This is a genomic window from Mucilaginibacter sp. HD30, from assembly GCF_054061755.1.
This window is the reverse complement of the sequence record NZ_JBSSEO010000001.1, coordinates 596,813-613,643: the sequence shown is the minus strand read 5'-3', so window position 1 is coordinate 613,643 and position 16,831 is coordinate 596,813. Positions and strand designations below refer to the sequence as shown.

General features: G+C 41.6%; 14 protein-coding genes. 7 read left to right on the top strand and 7 right to left on the bottom strand.

Annotated features, from left to right (window positions below):
* Window positions 1–114 precede the first annotated feature (114 nt).
* Window positions 115–1,323 carry a glycosyltransferase family 4 protein gene (locus tag ACVW2L_RS02945; protein WP_457126461.1) on the top strand — a complete coding sequence of 403 codons (1,209 nt, stop codon included), beginning with the start codon at window positions 115–117 and terminating at the stop codon, window positions 1,321–1,323.
* Between the two features lie 68 nt (window positions 1,324–1,391).
* On the opposite strand, the gene ACVW2L_RS02940 is transcribed toward ACVW2L_RS02945, so the two are convergent.
* Window positions 1,392–1,742, bottom strand: a complete 351-nt coding sequence (locus ACVW2L_RS02940) for a helix-turn-helix domain-containing protein (RefSeq protein ID WP_457126460.1) — start codon at window positions 1,740–1,742, stop codon at window positions 1,392–1,394.
* Window positions 1,743–2,214: 472 nt separating this feature from the next.
* On the opposite strand from ACVW2L_RS02940, the gene ACVW2L_RS02935 reads away from it, so the two are divergent.
* Both ACVW2L_RS02935 and ACVW2L_RS02930 read left to right on the top strand, forming a co-directional pair.
* Window positions 2,215–3,558 carry a sugar transferase gene (locus ACVW2L_RS02935; protein ID WP_457126459.1) on the top strand — a complete coding sequence of 448 codons (1,344 nt, stop codon included), beginning with the start codon at window positions 2,215–2,217 and terminating at the stop codon, window positions 3,556–3,558.
* Between the two features lie 67 nt (window positions 3,559–3,625).
* Window positions 3,626–3,847 (top strand): hypothetical protein, encoded by a 222-nt coding sequence (locus tag ACVW2L_RS02930; RefSeq protein WP_457126458.1) that lies wholly within the window; start codon window positions 3,626–3,628, stop codon window positions 3,845–3,847.
* 14 nt (window positions 3,848–3,861) lie between these two features.
* On the opposite strand, the gene ACVW2L_RS02925 is transcribed toward ACVW2L_RS02930, so the two are convergent.
* From ACVW2L_RS02925 to ACVW2L_RS02905, 5 genes are all read right to left on the bottom strand, one after another.
* Entirely contained in the window at window positions 3,862–4,095 is a 234-nt protein-coding gene (locus tag ACVW2L_RS02925; protein WP_457126457.1) for an alpha amylase C-terminal domain-containing protein, read from the bottom strand.
* Between the two features lie 332 nt (window positions 4,096–4,427).
* Window positions 4,428–4,649, bottom strand: coding sequence for a hypothetical protein (locus ACVW2L_RS02920; protein WP_457126456.1), 222 nt, complete (start codon window positions 4,647–4,649; stop codon window positions 4,428–4,430).
* A gap of 22 nt (window positions 4,650–4,671) precedes the next feature.
* Entirely contained in the window at window positions 4,672–5,982 is a 1,311-nt protein-coding gene (locus ACVW2L_RS02915; RefSeq protein ID WP_457126455.1) for a hypothetical protein, read from the bottom strand.
* 11 nt (window positions 5,983–5,993) lie between these two features.
* Entirely contained in the window at window positions 5,994–6,683 is a 690-nt protein-coding gene (locus ACVW2L_RS02910; protein WP_457126454.1) for a hypothetical protein, read from the bottom strand.
* A gap of 5 nt (window positions 6,684–6,688) precedes the next feature.
* Window positions 6,689–7,726 carry a hypothetical protein gene (locus ACVW2L_RS02905; RefSeq protein WP_457126453.1) on the bottom strand — a complete coding sequence of 346 codons (1,038 nt, stop codon included), beginning with the start codon at window positions 7,724–7,726 and terminating at the stop codon, window positions 6,689–6,691.
* 174 nt (window positions 7,727–7,900) lie between these two features.
* Here ACVW2L_RS02905 and ACVW2L_RS02900 point away from each other — a divergent pair, with 174 nt between their 5' ends.
* Both ACVW2L_RS02900 and ACVW2L_RS02895 read left to right on the top strand, forming a co-directional pair.
* Window positions 7,901–8,638 carry a response regulator gene (locus tag ACVW2L_RS02900; protein ID WP_457126452.1) on the top strand — a complete coding sequence of 246 codons (738 nt, stop codon included), beginning with the start codon at window positions 7,901–7,903 and terminating at the stop codon, window positions 8,636–8,638.
* A 46-nt stretch (window positions 8,639–8,684) separates the two neighbouring features.
* Entirely contained in the window at window positions 8,685–9,089 is a 405-nt protein-coding gene (locus tag ACVW2L_RS02895; protein WP_457126451.1) for a hypothetical protein, read from the top strand.
* Here the strand turns inward: ACVW2L_RS02895 and ACVW2L_RS02890 are convergent.
* Window positions 9,045–10,754 carry a hypothetical protein gene (locus ACVW2L_RS02890; protein WP_457126450.1) on the bottom strand — a complete coding sequence of 570 codons (1,710 nt, stop codon included), beginning with the start codon at window positions 10,752–10,754 and terminating at the stop codon, window positions 9,045–9,047. The genes ACVW2L_RS02895 and ACVW2L_RS02890 overlap by 45 nt on opposite strands.
* 27 nt (window positions 10,755–10,781) lie before the next feature.
* On the opposite strand from ACVW2L_RS02890, the gene ACVW2L_RS02885 reads away from it, so the two are divergent.
* A complete protein-coding gene (locus ACVW2L_RS02885) occupies window positions 10,782–13,730 on the top strand; it encodes a two-component regulator propeller domain-containing protein (protein ID WP_457126449.1) in 2,949 nt (982 codons plus the stop codon).
* Window positions 13,731–14,662: 932 nt separating this feature from the next.
* Complete coding sequence (locus ACVW2L_RS02880) at window positions 14,663–16,711, top strand: hypothetical protein (protein ID WP_457126448.1); 2,049 nt, start codon at window positions 14,663–14,665, stop codon at window positions 16,709–16,711.
* Window positions 16,712–16,831: the final 120 nt, after the last annotated feature.

The following is a 16,831-nucleotide window of genomic DNA, read 5'->3' as shown; positions in this document are numbered from 1 at the left end:
AATGACATGCCTATCATTTTGCAGCGTATAATTCTTGTTTAACGATAATTAATTATATTTAACGAGACTAATCATAAACAATTTTAACAATAGCACGTTTTAAAGTAAAATTTCATGATGTTTGGTCTACCTAATAATTTCACCGAAGAAAATTTGGAATCACAACCTGACGCTTATGCCGGCGCTAATGCGCCGGTTTACGATGTAAAGCCTTTTGGAAAAGTTGCCATTATTCAGGAATGGTTAACGGTGATTGGTGGGTCTGAAAAGGTTGTTAAAGAAATTGCGTGTCTTTTTCCCAACGCCGATATTTATACCTTGGTTGCTAAGCGGGAAACTCTTACTGAACTTGGCATTAACCCTAACAAGACCCATACCTCTTTTATACAGGGCCTACCGTTTGCTAAAACAAAATATAAAGCCTACCTCGCCCTCTTCCCTTTAGCCATAGAACAATTTGATTTATCAGGGTATGACCTGATTATCTCGTCATCACATGCAGTTGCTAAAGGGGTATTGACCAATGCCAACCAAACGCATATTTGTTATTGCCATTCGCCTATACGTTATGCCTGGGATCTACATCACCAGTATATGAGGGAGGCTGGCTTAACTAAGGGGCTAAAAGGATTTATAGCTAAGTATATTTTGCATAAAATACGCTTATGGGACGTAATAAGCAGTGGGAGAGTTGACTATTTCATATCCAATTCTAATTTTATTGGCAAGCGGATAAAAAAAATATACAACCGCGATAGCATTACCATTTACCCGAATGTTGCAATAGGAGATTTTGACGTGGTTACACAAAAGGAAGATTATTATTTTACATGCTCAAGGTTTGTGCCGTATAAGAGAATTGATCTTATTGTAAAAGCATTTAGTCAATTACCAGATAAAAAGCTAATAGTTATTGGCGATGGGCCGGATTTTGATAAGGTTGTTAAGCTTGCTCGGAACAATATATTGTTATTAGGTTATCAACCATTTGATGTTTTAAAAAGGTATATGTCAAATGCCCGGGCAATGATTTTTGCAGCCGAAGAAGACTTTGGGATTGTACCTGTAGAAGCGCAGGCTTGTGGCACGCCCGTAATTGCCTATGGCAGAGGTGGTGTGTTAGAGAGCGTAGTTGATGGGATAACCGGCGTGTTTTATCCTGAGCAAACGGTTGAATCCATCCATGCGGCAATTAAGGTTTTTGAGGATACATCTTTTGACCCGTTTATTATCAGGCAAAACGCGGAACGTTTTAGCGCAGCCAGATTTATTAAAGAATTGTATAGCTTTATAAGGTCGAAACTGGTAGAAAGAATGAAATAATCATTTTATCTACCAGTTTTGCTTAAATACGTTCCTTACGTTAGAATACGGCTTGTGGCCAAGAAATGTTAACTGGAAGAAATTGAACTTTTTTGATATTGGTGCAGTTCCTGGTAAAGAGTAATAACGTGTTCTTGTAAGTTTACAATTTTGGCCTGGCTAACTTTTATCGTATGTCTGGCTTCGTCTAACTCACTCGCTTCCTGGTCACTAAGCTCATTAGTTTGCAGTATAAGCTGTGCTATAGTCTGATCAAATACATTTGCTATTTGTTCAAGACGAGAAATACTAACATCCGTAACGTCGGTTTCTATTTTAGAAAACGCCGCGACAGATATACCCAAGCGTTGCGCAACATCACTTTGCGACCAATTACGTTTTTGACGCAATAATCTGATCTTCTTTCCTAATTCAAGCATAATGTATCGGCTGATATTTGAACCTATGACTATAATAGGTTACGTTCAAATGTATAAAAAATAAATCGTCCTACTATTTCTTTAAGGAATAATTTGAGTGTAATTACCATTTGCTAATAACGAATTCAACTTTTAATTGAATTAAATTCTTTAAAACAGACCTGTATTTGCTTTAAAGAAAACAACAAAGAGACACTAACAAGACACCAGTGCATATCTGTACTAAAAAAAGAAATTTTGTAGGGTAACTTGTATTTTATTTAGAACACCAACTTAACTATTAATTGTATTTCTTATTATTTTAAGAATAAATTATAATCAAAAGATTCAAATCGACTTAAATAACAGCGTTTTGTTTGAATAATTGTCCTAAGACACGAATTATTATCTTTAAACTATAACTGGAGTGAGTTTTGTTAAATGATTTTTATAAGAAAATATTTTGCTTGTAAGAATACTTTAATAAACACAAATGGCATATCGTTACTCAAAATACTTACCGGCGTTTGCTTTCATTTGCGACCTCCTATTATTGAATATTGCTCTGTATCCCCTTTGTGATTCTATTCGCTATATAGAGCAGGTTCCTTCAAACTTCCTGATCATTGCTAATTTACTATGGGTCTTACTTGCACCTATTTTCAGGATCTATAAATTCTCAAGGCCACTGTTTTTAAAGGACAGCTTTAATAAATTTTTTCAGGCGCTGCTCCTTCATGTCGCGGGCTTTGCAAGTTATATCTATGTAAGTGACCAGTATCACGCCGTCGATTCACGCCAGATAACGATTACATACTGTATTTTCATATTACTTGTTTTTTTTCACCGAAATGCTTTGTCAGCGGGTTTAAATTACATCAGACGACTCGGCTATAATTGCCGCAACATTTTAATTATAGGCGACGAGAGCATCTCTAACCGGCTTTCAGAACACTTTAACAATCACCCCGAATATGGCTATGACATGATAGACAACGCTTTCGGAGAAGATATAAACAATTATAGCGATTCTGAAATAGAAGAGCGCCTGCTTCAGAAGAATCCTGACGAAATATTTGTTTGTTATCAGCAAATTGACGAACACTTTTTAAGTTTCTTAATATCCTTCGGAGCTCGTTATGCCATCAGGATAAAACAGGTCTCTGATCTTATATTGACTAACAATTATGCCCGCATTGTTAACTACGACAATCTGCCTGTGCTTCAAGTAAAGCATGAATTCAACGTAAGAAAAAGTGTTAAGATAGCAAAACGTTCTTTTGATATTTTATTCTCATCGGTTTTAATGATCGCCTTTTCGCCTATTTATGTAATCATTTACCTTATTACAAAATTCTCGTCTGAAGGCCCGGTATATTATAAGCAAGAAAGAGTTGGACTAAATGGCAGACCATTCAAAATTATAAAGTTTAGAAGCATGTACGTTGATGCTGAAAGACATGGTCCTCAATTAGCCACAGATAATGATCCCAGAATAACTAGATGGGGAAGAATTATGCGTAAAACGCGTCTAGATGAGTTACCTCAGTTTTGGAATGTTCTAAAAGGTGACATGTCTATTGTTGGTCCGCGCCCAGAGCGCTTACATTATGTTGAAAAAATTACGGAAAGGAAGCCACAATATGAACAGCTGCTTGCTATTAAGCCCGGAATAACATCTATTGGGCAGGTGCATTATGGATATGCGGAAAACATTGATCAAATGTGTGAACGAATGCATTATGATTTACTGTATTTGCAAGACATTAGTTTAAACTCCGATGTGAAACTAATTCTTAGAACCGTAAAAGTAATGGTACAGGGTAAAGGTAAATAACGTAATGTCATTGGGTATTGTAGTTAATTAATTTGTTTCTATTATGGATATAAACGAGTTCAATTCAATGAAAGTTCGCGATCGTGCAAAAATGGTTTACGGAACCGATTTCTTAGGCCACATGAAGTTTGATGACCATTATACGTTACTTTATGCTATTGAAAATTTCTATGTAGAAGTATGCTACTGTGTATGGACTGATCAAATAATCGGCGTTCACTCATTTGCTGACAGTGTTAGACTAACACCCTATCTGGAAGCTATTACTATAAGAAATTCGTTTTCTTGATGTTTATATCGCGCCTAAGCGATAAGCATCATCAGTCGCTTTGCTTCTAGATATTTCAAAACTAAAAGCGCCAGTGGCGGAAGAGTTAGCGCTAACGAATGTGTTCTGCCATGCATTGGTATCGGGTGAGCGTCATTATCAGATCCGTTTAACACATCACTTCCACCGTACTTTAAATTATCGCTGTTCAATATCTCCTGATAAAATCCGTGGATAGGTACGCCTATACGATAGTTCCGTCGCACCACCGGTGTAATGTTGGCTATAAAATCAATTGATCTTTTTCTTCATTGCATTTTCTTAACCAACTTATCACGATGTTTTTTGCATCATTTGGGCCTATCCTGCAGATTTCGCTCAAACTGACCGCCTGATTCCGATTTAAAGTGACCACCTATTCCGGGTTCAAAGTGACTAGGGTATTCCGCATCAAACTCACTAAGGAAGCAAGTTGACCGGGGGAGCCTCAGTATGTACGTGAAGTCGCCCTAGAACGCCTATTTAAGCGATAAGCGCCCATCAACCAAGGGACATACCCGGTAACTTACCCAAGTGCTAAGCTTCTAAAAAAATAAAGATGTTATAGCTTAAGCGGCAGCAGGATAAATGGAATCGGCGAATAATAATCTTTGTTTACGCCACTAAAGCATGAGTTGCATTTCTTTGCCAGCAAACAGTGGTCAGTTTTGCTACAGAATTGGGTGTAACATATCTCCGAAACACCCACAATGAGTTCATTATTTTGAGCATTTGCGGCTAGGGTATTCATGGCTAAGCAAGCCAAGGTCAATAAAGTTTTCATCGCTTATTATTTAAGTTGTTAATTATTTTGTTGCTATGGCTGGCGAGGCACTTTTGTTCAGGCCCAGGGAAGTGATAAATGACGATGGGGAAAAACTGATGCCTACCGAAAATTTACCACCGGAATAGGATCGCTTGGCATATTTAAGCGCATCGTTTACAGAGCCGATACTGCCAACGTCAGTCACTTGTGTCGCATAGTCGTTCACCCAAACCCAGCCGAAGTTAAAAGCGAAATCCTTAGTGACGGCATAATTAAAGCCGGCATAGATGTTCGATAAAGGATCTTTCGCGATCTTGATCCCGCCATATAGCCCGGTCCGCTCAAATAAATTATCTCCCAGCCAGTGCCAAACATTGCGGGATTCTCTTTCACCATCTTTGTGCGCGACTGATGACCAAAGGGGGCGAAAATTATCGACATCGCGTGGCAGATGGATCTCTAATAACGCATAAGCATCACTTTTCCAGGAAGTGGCCTGATCACTGCTGGGTTTTACTACTAGATTATTATCTGAAATGCTGATATTTTTCACATTAAGCTGGCTATTGGCTACCCCGATCTGGAAACTGGCCACGTTGCTTTCATGTATATTGAAAGTGAGGTCATTTTTGAACGACGGATTACTTAACACAAGGTCGCAGGGTGTACGCACCTTGTTAGGGTCTACTTTCACCAGGGTAATACCTAAATTGATCTCATTGGCCGCTCCCATCACACCCATCGCTCTTACTGCGGTCAACAGATCGGAAAAGCTTTGGCTGAAATAGCTTTTTTTATAATTGATCTTAACACTGGTTCCGGATAGTTTCTTTTCATTATCTGCCGCACTGCCGGCAGCATAGAAACTGTCGGGCATATCTACTAGGACTACATAAAGTTTTTTGGTTTCATAAAGATAATTGGAAATGCTGTTTGCGGTTACGTTATGAAAGACAATCGAATTGGTAATCGTGTTGGTTTGATCGGGGTCGGGAGCAAAAGTAGTTATGCCGGCAGCATTTGTAGTCGCAACCATTCTGCGATAAACAAAAATTACTCCGGCCCTTTTATCCGTGAAAGCGCTGGATATCTCTGCTTTTAATGCGGCCAGGTCGGCGGCATTGCCCGTGGTAGAAAGGGAGTTGTCCCCGGCGGCTAAAAAAGCCGTTAAAGCCTGGTAAGTAACCAGATTATCCGCTGAAAGCGAATTTACAAGTTTAACAGCCGCGCTATTTGCTAAAGTGCAAGAAAGACGCTTCGCTTCGTAAGTTTGATTGACGCCTGATTGCGCCATCAAGCTGGCTGCCATCGAAACGAAAAGCAGCGGAGTGAGTAAAAGTTTTGTTTTCATGAGTTATTGGGTTATAGGGTTAAAGATTTAAAGCTTGGGGCCGGGCTAACCCGGCATTTGCCCTTGTAGTTTTGCTGTAAATAGATCTTGTCCAGTTGGGCTTGCAATTGATCGAACGGGGTACCGGCGAGTTGAGAGAATGCTTTAAAGAAAAAGCTGTTAGTATCAAAACCTGCCTGGATCTCCGTAGTAGATGCTGCAATCACGGTAAGGAATGGGTGCTGAGCCGCAAAGGTTCCGATCAGTCCGTAGGCGTAGCAGCAATCCAGAATGAGTATCAGATGCCCGTTAGGCACCTGATTGCCAAAGCTGGTTATGATTTGACGGAAGTTATCCTCTGAATAGAATTCATGAATGTCTGGCGTATAAGTAGGTTTTAATTGCGCGTTATAAGTCACACACATGGTTTTGGCTTTCACCGGATCTACCGAAAGGAAATACTTGGTAGCGTGCCCTGTATAATAAAAAAGCACCCATTCATCCTTGTCCTTACAACCATTTATAACTTCTGTAAGCTTAGCTGAAATCAGCTGTACGGTGGCAGCAGTATCCACTAATGAGAAGGTATTTTTCCAGTTTCTGACTTCCAGCAAACTCTGCAGGTCCTTAATGTTCTTGTACACAAAGGGCAATGGCGGCAGGCCATTCCGGGATATAGCGTAGAAATCGCTCAATCCAACTGTAACGTTTATCTTTTTCATAAGAGTCAGTATGCTTTAGTGTAACTATTAATGGTATTGAGATCACCGTTAATATCGGCTATCTGTTGCTGCAGATCGGTGATCTGCTTGTTCAGCGCAGCCGCACTGAACCTGTCAACCTGTGAGTCTTCGTCGAAGTTTGGGTTGTCCAGTATGCTACCCAGGTACTGTTTTTGCAGTGTGAGTTGCGCGGTAGTGTCCTCCAGCTGAGATTGCCGCGCTGCTTTCAACTCATCAAGTTTGAATTGAGGTACCAGCTTTTTACCCACATAAACGCCTTGACTTAAACCCATCAGTACTACAAAGGACCAGGGCAGGAAAGGCACATACGGTACATTACCAAAATCACCCTCACGAACTTTGTTTTCATCATACATCCGTAAGGCGATCTTAACATAGTCTTCAGGTTTTGCGTGCATTACTGCGAAGTCGAAATCGTAAACCTTACTCTCAAAAACGCATATAGCCAGCAATGTCCAGACAAGCATCTGGCATTTGCTTAAATCCAGTCCATTGGGGCCTGAGATGATATCACTCCACTGCGCCTTCGTTTTAAAAGCGTTCACCGGATTTTGACTTTGCTGCATATTATTGACCGTTACGCTTTTTACGGCGACATAACTGGTCAAACTCAAACCAAGCAGCCACATAGCCGAGTCGGAGAAAGTAGGTTCATAATACCGGAACAGGTTGCCATTTTTATTAAATAGCAAGCTGAATATTTGACAAAACTGCGAAGCCATGATTACCACTGCCCAGATAGCTGCCTGCAGACGAGATAGGCTATAGGAGCCGCCGTCGCCGATTAGAAAATTAAGCGTACCTTTTTTATAAAAGGTCGCTCTGAGCCCTGCCGCTATGCCGATAAACAATAATATCGAGAACCATAAACAAAAAGCGAGTTGAACAATACCCCTGTAAAGAACCTCACCAGGGGATATCCATGCATAAGCACCGCCTAAGAGTGCGAGCGGGAAAATCAAAAGAACAGCCTGCCATAAATGGCTCAGCCGGACAGGTTTAACGGTTGGTGAATGCATCATCGTTTTGGGTCGCTGAACTTGATCAGACAGGTCAAAATTACCGAGGTGCTACGCGGCTTGCCTCAGGAAAACTCCTGAAATAAAAACAGGGATTTTCCTGTATGACAAGTTGTAACGAATGATGTCCTTTGGGATGCGGATCGGGAAAAGCGGCTTATGAAAATATGACCATAGGTGCTTGTAATATTGAATAATAAATTAGATATTAGAACAGTATATAAAAAGGTAGCGTGCCCCCAAAGCATCAAACCTGAACCTGTCCAAAATCGTCCTTACATGAAAATATCTATGGGTATCGCCGATGACCAGCAACTGTTTCTGCGCTCCTTGTCAAACTTGATCAGTTCGTTTCCCGAATGTGAAGTGGTGACCGAGGCTCTGAATGGACAGGAACTGCTTATGAATTTGGCAACACTGCAAGTATTGCCGGATATTATTCTGATTGATGTACAAATGCCGGTAATGGATGGCCCGACGACTGTCAAAGAGATCACCGCAAAATACCCGGCTATCGCGACGATAGCCTTATCCATGAGAGAGGATGATCATTCGATGTTAGGGATGTTGAGAGCGGGTTGTTCGGCCTATTTGCTGAAGGATGTGCACCCAAGGGAACTAAAGGAAGCGATAACGGAAGTGAAAGCGTATGGCTACTATAATGGAGATATGCTTGCCCGTAATCGCCGGAGATTATTGCGGGGGGACGTGGAAGAGATCAAACTTAGCGAGCGGGAAAAGGATTTTCTGAAACTGGCCTGCAGCGACTACACTTACAAAGAAATCGCCGCGAAAATGTATCTGTCAGAAAAAACGATCGACGGATACCGCGATTCGCTATTTCAGAAACTGAACGTCAAAAGCCGGACAGGCATGGCGCTGGATGCCATTAAAAGGAACCTGGTTACCCTGTAGAAATGAAAGAACTTAACTTAAATATCAACTTAACCATAAATCAATCATGGCAAAATTAAAATTAGAAGACGGCGAGTACGCTGTACAGGAGGGCGCCAGCTTTTCTATCAACAAGACAAAAGGCATTGTTGTCAACATCGGTCCTGATGGCTCTTCAATGGATATTATCGTCACTTACAAATTGAATAAGCCTAAGGATAATTTACAGGTAGGCCCGGCGAATATCAAGTATGAAAATGCTGGAGTTTTTATTACAGCTAATCCCATTAAATTTAAAAAGGTTAATAAATTGGCGAATATTACGCTCCGGACCGATAATAACGATCAGGTTATGATGGCATCTGATAAATCCGACATCGACGTAGTAACAGACGGCACGAAAGGGCGCGAAGGTAACAGCGCCATGTTAGCGCAAAAATACGTTGACGATAGCGGGATCAAGAAGCGTTAATAATTTCTGCCAGTTTTTGTAGTGATTCAATAGAGGATCGCTTGTCACATTGTCCTTCAGTTTAGCATCATCACTACAGTCCTGCAGGGGAAAAAAAATGCTGTAACCAGTTGGCTCGTACGGGATTGTTGCTTGGTCTCCCGAATCGTTGCCGGAAAGATAGATCCGGCTACCGGAAGACCGAGCGATGATCAGTGGGTTTTTGTTGACCTTTGTGACCTTTAGCAGATCTTGTATTGGTGTGATGATCGGGTTCACGAGCATACGTTTTGTTCCGCTGAACCAAGCATCAGCGGAACGGATTCCACGTACCCAATTTACAAGATCGACCGATTTGGTAACACCATGACTGAAATCGAAACAGACGGACCTGATATATTTAAGAAAATATTTGAGTTCGTTGCTTGGCATTGTTGGATTCAAAATCTCGTTGATCAGTTGCTGAACGAGTTTATCCCAGCGATTTAGCTGGATTTCCAATATCGGTTTTTTACCGATCCGCCTGGTCAAGTCTACCGCAAATATTTTGAATAAGTTGATCACATCCGGTTCAGCAGGATCAAGAATCACTGCTTTGGCATTCGAATAGGCACTATCTATCGTTTCTGCGCAAACTTTGGCTAAGGAAACAGCATCCACACTGTACTTGCCTGGTTTATCCTGGGGATTGATGTAGGTGAGGATGTCTTTAACACTGAAACCTGGGAGATCGATATCGCCCTGCGGTGCCACCAGGCAATGCACAGAATCTTTAAAAGCGTACATCGTATGCAAATTCATCATCCAGCAATTGTACATCAGTAACACACCAACTCTTTTGTTGGGTATCCAAGCCTTCAAGGCAGCATCCAGTTCCTGGTTCTTCAATATCTCTGGTACCAGAGGCGTGGCGTCAATACCGTCCATGGTACCTTCCGGGTATTCGGTATTCTTCTGCCTTTGGAATGAAAGTTTGCCTGTTTGTTTGTTATAATAGAATGGGGTCTTGTTTTTCAGGTGAAAATCCAGCATAGCCGTATTCTCTGCACTTTTTGGAGCTCCAGCAAGATCGCCGTCAATATAAAGACTGATAAACGCATGGTCGGACGCGCGCTTTTCCGCCCAATCATGTAGTTGCACTTCGTCTAAAAAGTATTTTAAAAAAGGGAATTGAGGCAAATTAGCATAGAATTGGTCCCTAGCGTCGGTAATTTTCAACGTCTGCTCCTGCTGCCTGAAAATGCCGAAAGATGAACCGTGATCCCAGGTCATCAGCATAACCTCCTCATCTTCGGCTACGTTTGTTTTTTTCAGGATACGTAAAATCCGTTCACTTTGCTGAAGTGGGTGATTGCCCTGTGCGGAACCACCAAGATAAGTGCTATTATCGATGGGCGTCCAATCACAGATCTTGTTCTGACTCCCGGAATTTTCTATGGAAAGCAGCCATGTTAAATCATTGATATGATTATTCGTTGTCTCCGGGAAATATCTGACACTATTGAGCGCAACGAACATTCGGGACTGCTTACTATCTATCGGCGTAGTGATAATTTCGCCAAAAAGGCTATTCAAGCCAACCTTCATCTTTTCGATTTTTTTTACATTATCAGGTGTCGTAAAATCTGCGTAAATTAAAAAAATTATTAGCCACCTTTTAGATTGAGTATCCGGAGCGCCTGCCATATTGCTTTTTTATTGATTGGTTTAAGTATGAACTGTTTAGGGCAGGCCAAACTCAAATTGTCGTTATTGAAGTACGGGCAATCTGAAGGCCTTTCCAGCTACAATATAAGGAATATTTTAAAAGACAAAAAAGGGTTTTTATGGATCGCTTCGCAAGATGGGCTTGCAAGGTTTGACGGACGCGATTTCAGACACTACACTAAACAGGCCCCGGCGGCGTCACAGTTATCAGGAGCTGATATACGGGCATTGGTTGAAGAACCAAATCAACATGCGCTCTTTGTTTTACCGGACCGGAATGGCCTGGATATGATAGGAACCAACAACGGAACAGTGCTGAAACATTTTGCAATTCCATCATACCATCCGCAGGACTGGAATATTACGATGGCTGCTTGCCGTAACAATTTGTGGATCGGTTCATTTTGCGGCCTGAAGATATTTGATCTAAAGCACCGGCGTTTTCTTAGCCTGCCGCGGCATATGCAGCAAAAGCGCAGTGCCACGGGAATTTATGAAGCCAATTTTATTATCAGGGATAATGCTGATAATGTTTGGGTGTGTTATACAGGATATGGCGTTGTGGTTTATGACGGTAGTAGCTTTGCCGAATTAGCGGTTATGCGTGTGCGCGAACTTGGTGACCATAACGCTAGCGGACGTATCCGAGTTAATGATATGGCTTTCCTGAATGACCACGAGGCGTTAATGGCGACCACGCAGGGTTTACGAAAGGTTAGCTTTGATAAAAACTACACTTTAAAGGCTGATGACCGACCAGTGAGGTCTTTGAGCACTCTGAACGATGTACAAACGGATGCGGTGTGCATTATCGGCCCCGGACAGTTGCTGATTTCGGGGAACAGCAACCTCTACCGGTTTGACGCACTTCTTGAAAAGTATGTTGTTTACGACGAAAGTATCGGGCAGGCAGAGAGCAAGTGGATCAATTATGTTCAGGCGATCTTCCGGCAGGGAAACGAGGTTTGGCTGAGTTGTCAACAAGGTGCTGCGATGATGCGTTTGGACGCCAGTCCTTTTACCAAATACTACTATGATGAAAAAACAGGTATCAAACTGGAGCATTTGCGTTCCATCTATGTCAAACCGAATAATGATATCCTGGCGGGGCTGAGCAGTGGCCTGGTGGAAATACAGCAAGCAGATAACGCGTTTACATTTTTAGACCGCAGGCACCTTTATCATCATATTTTTTCATTTCCCGGCAGTCCGGTGCTATTGTTCAGGGAAGATGGCATGTTCACACTTGCGTCGGGACGGATCAGCCCGCTTACGCGTACCTACCGGGAGTTCTCCCGCTACAGTACCTACGCGGTTAACAGCCATATCCTGCTCGGTGATACTGCAGTAGTATTAGGAACAGAGAATGACAACGGCATTTTGCTTTGGAACTACAAACGCCATCAGGTGAGAAAACTGGATATCTTTTCCAAGCCGGCGCTGGCCTCTAATTCCGTAAACAATATTTACCGTGACAAACGCGGCCGGTTTTGGGTTTTGTCCGATAAGGTGATCACTATCCTTTCGCCTGACCTCCTATCAGCTCAACCACTTCATTTAGCACATTTGGAGTTGTTTTTTGATATGTGTGAAGCCGGGGGCAATTACTGGCTCACTTCCTACGGGAACGGGCTGATAAAACTCGATCAGCGGTTGCAAGTTAAACAGCAGTTTGGAACGAGACAGGGTCTGAGCAATGACGGCGTCTACAACATTTTTAACCTTGGTGACAGCAGTTTACTGGTAACAACCAATAATGGCCTCGCTCATTATTTATTAAAAAAGAACATGTCCAAGAACTACTACGTCGAGAACGGCTTACAATCGAATAGCTTTGAAGAGGTAACTGCGGTTCGCGAACGAGGGAAAATCTACGCGGGGGGCATCAATGGATTCACAGTGATCGAACCAAATAAACTACGCTATCACAAAACCCCGCCGACACTTTATATTAAGAATATTGACATTAAATTATCAAACGGACGCAATCTGGTTAATACCGAACTAGGTATCCATTCGCTGAAAATACCAAGCGACTGGCTGCAGGTTAATATTGCTTTTGTCGGGCTTAATTTTACGGCCCCCAAACGCGTCAGTTTTAAATACCGGATCAATGAAATTGATACCAGTTGGGTTAGCAATGGTTTTCGCGACCAGATCAGCCTGATGGGGCTTCCGCCGGCTACTTACCGTTTGGAGTTTAAAGCAGCTAATGAGGACGGTTACTGGAGTACGCCCAGGTCGCTTCTTCTATATATACAACCCAAATGGTTCCAAACAATCTGGTTCAAAATCGCGATCATCTTATTGGTGGCGGCTATCATTACCGCATTTTATCAATACCGGATCAAACAGATCAAGATCCAACACAGTATTCGGCGGGAGATAGCCAATGATCTTCACGACGATCTGGGTGGCAATCTCAACGCGATCAAAATATTTACGCATCTGGCCATCGGTCAACTTGGTAAATTGGATGCATTGAATGAAATCGAGAATCTGATCAGCAATACGGCGGCCGGTTTACGGGATATGCTTTGGGTATTGGAGGGAACGCAGGATACGGCAGGGGACCTGGCCGAACGAATCAGGCGTTTTGCTGAACCATTGGCGGAAGCCCGAAAGATCAACTTCTGCTGTGATGTGGAATCCCGTGTGGCAGATGTGGCCTTGTCGAAGATCGAAAAAAGAAACCTTCTATTGATAGCCAAAGAAGCTTTCAACAATTGTTTCAAGTATGCTACATGCCAAAAATTGCATATTTTCATTAAATCAGAAACAGGCCAAAAAATAACACTGGGCATTAGCGATGACGGACTTGGATTTGATACGTTGGCTCAAAGCGGGGGCTACGGACTAAACAATATCAGATATAGGGCGAAACAGATTAATTACTCTGTCGAAATACAATCGTCACAGGGTAACGGCACTACTATCGTAGTGCAAAAAAAATAGGTTAGATTGGTTTAATAAGATTCTAATCCTCCATAATTAATAGGTTGCAAGCAACTGATTTATAGTCATTTTTAATAAGGTGGATCAATGTCGCGTTGATAACATTAACGTGGACGATCTCGAAAAAAAAGATTTTTTGTGTGAAGATACACCGATCCTATATTTATAGTCCTCTCTAAGTTCTAACAGGCATTGTATATACTAACCCAATATCCCATAAGGGAATCGAATCAGTTGCTGCAAAATGCGTAATCCCAATCGCGTGACAACAGCTCCGTTAATCCTGACGTGGATTCGGTAAGCATGCTATTCAAGCAGGTGGCAAAATTAAATAACGTGGCCGAAAGAATTTACCGTCAATATATAAATGATGTTAACGGATGACATTGCGTGGTACTGCTGATTGCCCATGCAGCTGCGGTAGACGGCTTCATTTCACCTCGCGCTATCGCGCCGGGTTCCATTGCGCCGTTAGCCTCGCTGCCACTGGCAGGAGTGATATTCGTTCCTCATAACACACCTGCCCTACCCCTTCCGAGAAAGGTATACCCCTTTCACCGCGTCTGGCAAAATTACCGACTTGCGGATGAAACGTAAAGGCTATACAAGCGAAGCGTTTTAATTTGTTTTTTAGCGGTGCTCCTGCTTGACATTTCACCCGCCTTGCGCTTTTGGTGCCTAAGCGTTAAAAATGGGATCGTCTGTACAACGCATATATCTTTTTTTTAACAACCCACGCTTAACTACAAAGTCATGTACGCCTGGACGGCGGGAGCGAAAAGAAAGTTAAGAAGAAATCCTGAACGATTCCCCTTTTTCAAATAATTGTTCTTAGCACGCATCCAAGGAAGCAAAGCGTTGTTTTTATAATTAATCTTTGAATATTGATTATAATTTTTAATTTTATTTAATTAAACCTTAATCACAAAAAAATGAAATCCGGTAAAAACCATTTTTTTTATTTAGCCGTAATATTACTAATTGCTTCAGCAACATTGTTTCTTAGGTGCAGAGGTAAATTGGGAAAGGAGGATAAATTCAATGCAGTAATCGAGCATTACAGCGAAAATCCTGCAGACAGTTTAAAATTGAAGGCCGCGAAATTCCTCATCAAAAATATTGAGGGACAAATGACTCTCGACACTTCATCTATAGAGTCAAACCAAGTCTATTTCGATTTGATTTACAATCATTGGTTGCATGAAAAGCCAAGAGTCGGGTTTAGATATCCGATTCAAACCAGAATAATTGATAGCCTTAACAAAGCCGACAATCTTCCTCAGGAGAATCCGAACGTTCGGTATGTAAATGACGCCGACTTAGTAACAGAGGAATTTCTAATTAAAAACATAGACAACGCAATTTTTGTCTGGAAATCAATGCCTTGGGCTAAAAATGTATCATTTAAAGAATTTTGTGAATATATTCTTCCATACAGGACCTCTACAACCTATTCCTTAGATGCCAGGGAGTTTTTTCTTAGAAAATATAAATTCCTTAAGGATTCAGTAAAAAACACAAGCAACCCTTTTGTCGCGAAGGATTTCATTTGCAAGGAAATGGACAAGTGGTTTCAAGAAGACCCCTCACTTCAAATAAGATACCCATACCTAAGTCCTATTAAGTTTTCCAATTTGCTGAAAGGAAAATTCGGGGAATGTCAGGATGCAAATTCGGTTCGCATTACTGCCATGAGGGCCATGGGAATTCCGGTTGTGATGGATGTTGTTCCCAACTGGGGTAATTCTAATATGGCTCACTATTGGTATAAATTAATTGCCCCGAAATATGACACCGTCAAAGGCAAGCTAACAAACATCAATGTTCGAAAGCCAACACAGCATATAATGACCTCGACATCGTTTGATGACCCGGAATATGAAGATCGGCCTGAAAATATACAAATTAGATACTGTAGGACTGTTGCTAAGGTTTATCGTGAATGTTTTGAACGGCAGAGTAATAGCCTTGGTGCGATAAAATCTCTTAATGATGAAGTTCCAATTAAATTGAATAGCGCTTGGATACAAGACGTCACAGAAAAATATGTGGAAACTGCTGATCTCACTGTCACGTTGAGAAAAACAAACATTAGCCAGAAATATGCTTATTTATGTGTTTTCGATAACCAGAGATGGGTACCTGTAGCATGGAGCAAAGTTTATGGCGTTGTCGCTAATTTTAAGAAAATGGGAAAAAACATAGTTTATCTTCCTGCGTACTACCAAGATCAGCAAATCGTACCTGCCGCAGATCCGTTTCTTTTGGGTACGAATGGAAAAGTGGTCAGTATAATAAATGCCAACCAGCGTGAGGCCGTTACCCTCTATGCAAAATTTCCCTTTAAGCCAAATGAGATGACTAACGCATACTCGATTGTTGGGGGGCGGTTTCAATTCGCTAACAAGCCAGACTTGTCGGACAGTGTGACAAGTCACACCGTTAAACATTTGACATTTAATTTTACCGACTTGAACGTTCGTGACAGCCGTAAGTATAGGTTTTTGGTATTTCAATTCAAAGGCATGCAGCAGATTCAGATGTCGGAGTTAGCGTTTTTCGGACTCAATAGTGAAGGTAAGGAAGTAAGGCTTAAAGGCAAACTTATAGGGAGCAAAGGGGCCTACCCACATGGTATTGAAACGTTGTATGATGGAGACAGGGCAACTTATTTTAAAAGCGCTTTAGAAGATCCGTTCACATACATTGGGATAGATCTTGGGCCTAACAACGCTTCCAAAGTGACGCGAATAGTTTATTTGCCACACAATGACGATAATAGTGTCGTTACCGGAGACACCTACCGCCTTTACTATTGGGATAATCGGTGGATTTCGCTTGGTGAGAAAAAGGCGGAGAACCCAAACAGTGTTGTATTTGATAAGGCACCCAAAAACGCACTGTTGTTAGTGGAAAATACAGCAGGGGGAAAGGAGCAAAGAATCTTTCAATACAAGAATGATCATCAGATATTTTGGTGATGATTTCAAGTGATATTTAACCAGTTTAAGGCATAATCTCTTTTACTACGCAAAAAGTTCGGCGATTATGGTGCACTTTTACTGGCAATTTGTTCTGTTTAAAAATCTATCACCTACCGA

Coding starts and splice junctions, on each gene's coding strand:
- ACVW2L_RS02945 (WP_457126461.1), top strand. CDS start 115: ATGATGTTTGGTCTACCTAATAATTTCACCGAAGAAAATTTGGAATCA.
- ACVW2L_RS02940 (WP_457126460.1), bottom strand. CDS start 1,742: ATGCTTGAATTAGGAAAGAAGATCAGATTATTGCGTCAAAAACGTAAT.
- ACVW2L_RS02935 (WP_457126459.1), top strand. CDS start 2,215: ATGGCATATCGTTACTCAAAATACTTACCGGCGTTTGCTTTCATTTGC.
- ACVW2L_RS02930 (WP_457126458.1), top strand. CDS start 3,626: ATGAAAGTTCGCGATCGTGCAAAAATGGTTTACGGAACCGATTTCTTA.
- ACVW2L_RS02920 (WP_457126456.1), bottom strand. CDS start 4,649: ATGAAAACTTTATTGACCTTGGCTTGCTTAGCCATGAATACCCTAGCC.
- ACVW2L_RS02915 (WP_457126455.1), bottom strand. CDS start 5,982: ATGAAAACAAAACTTTTACTCACTCCGCTGCTTTTCGTTTCGATGGCA.
- ACVW2L_RS02910 (WP_457126454.1), bottom strand. CDS start 6,683: ATGAAAAAGATAAACGTTACAGTTGGATTGAGCGATTTCTACGCTATA.
- ACVW2L_RS02905 (WP_457126453.1), bottom strand. CDS start 7,726: ATGATGCATTCACCAACCGTTAAACCTGTCCGGCTGAGCCATTTATGG.
- ACVW2L_RS02895 (WP_457126451.1), top strand. CDS start 8,685: ATGGCAAAATTAAAATTAGAAGACGGCGAGTACGCTGTACAGGAGGGC.
- ACVW2L_RS02890 (WP_457126450.1), bottom strand. CDS start 10,754: ATGGCAGGCGCTCCGGATACTCAATCTAAAAGGTGGCTAATAATTTTT.
- ACVW2L_RS02885 (WP_457126449.1), top strand. CDS start 10,782: ATGAACTGTTTAGGGCAGGCCAAACTCAAATTGTCGTTATTGAAGTAC.
- ACVW2L_RS02880 (WP_457126448.1), top strand. CDS start 14,663: ATGAAATCCGGTAAAAACCATTTTTTTTATTTAGCCGTAATATTACTA.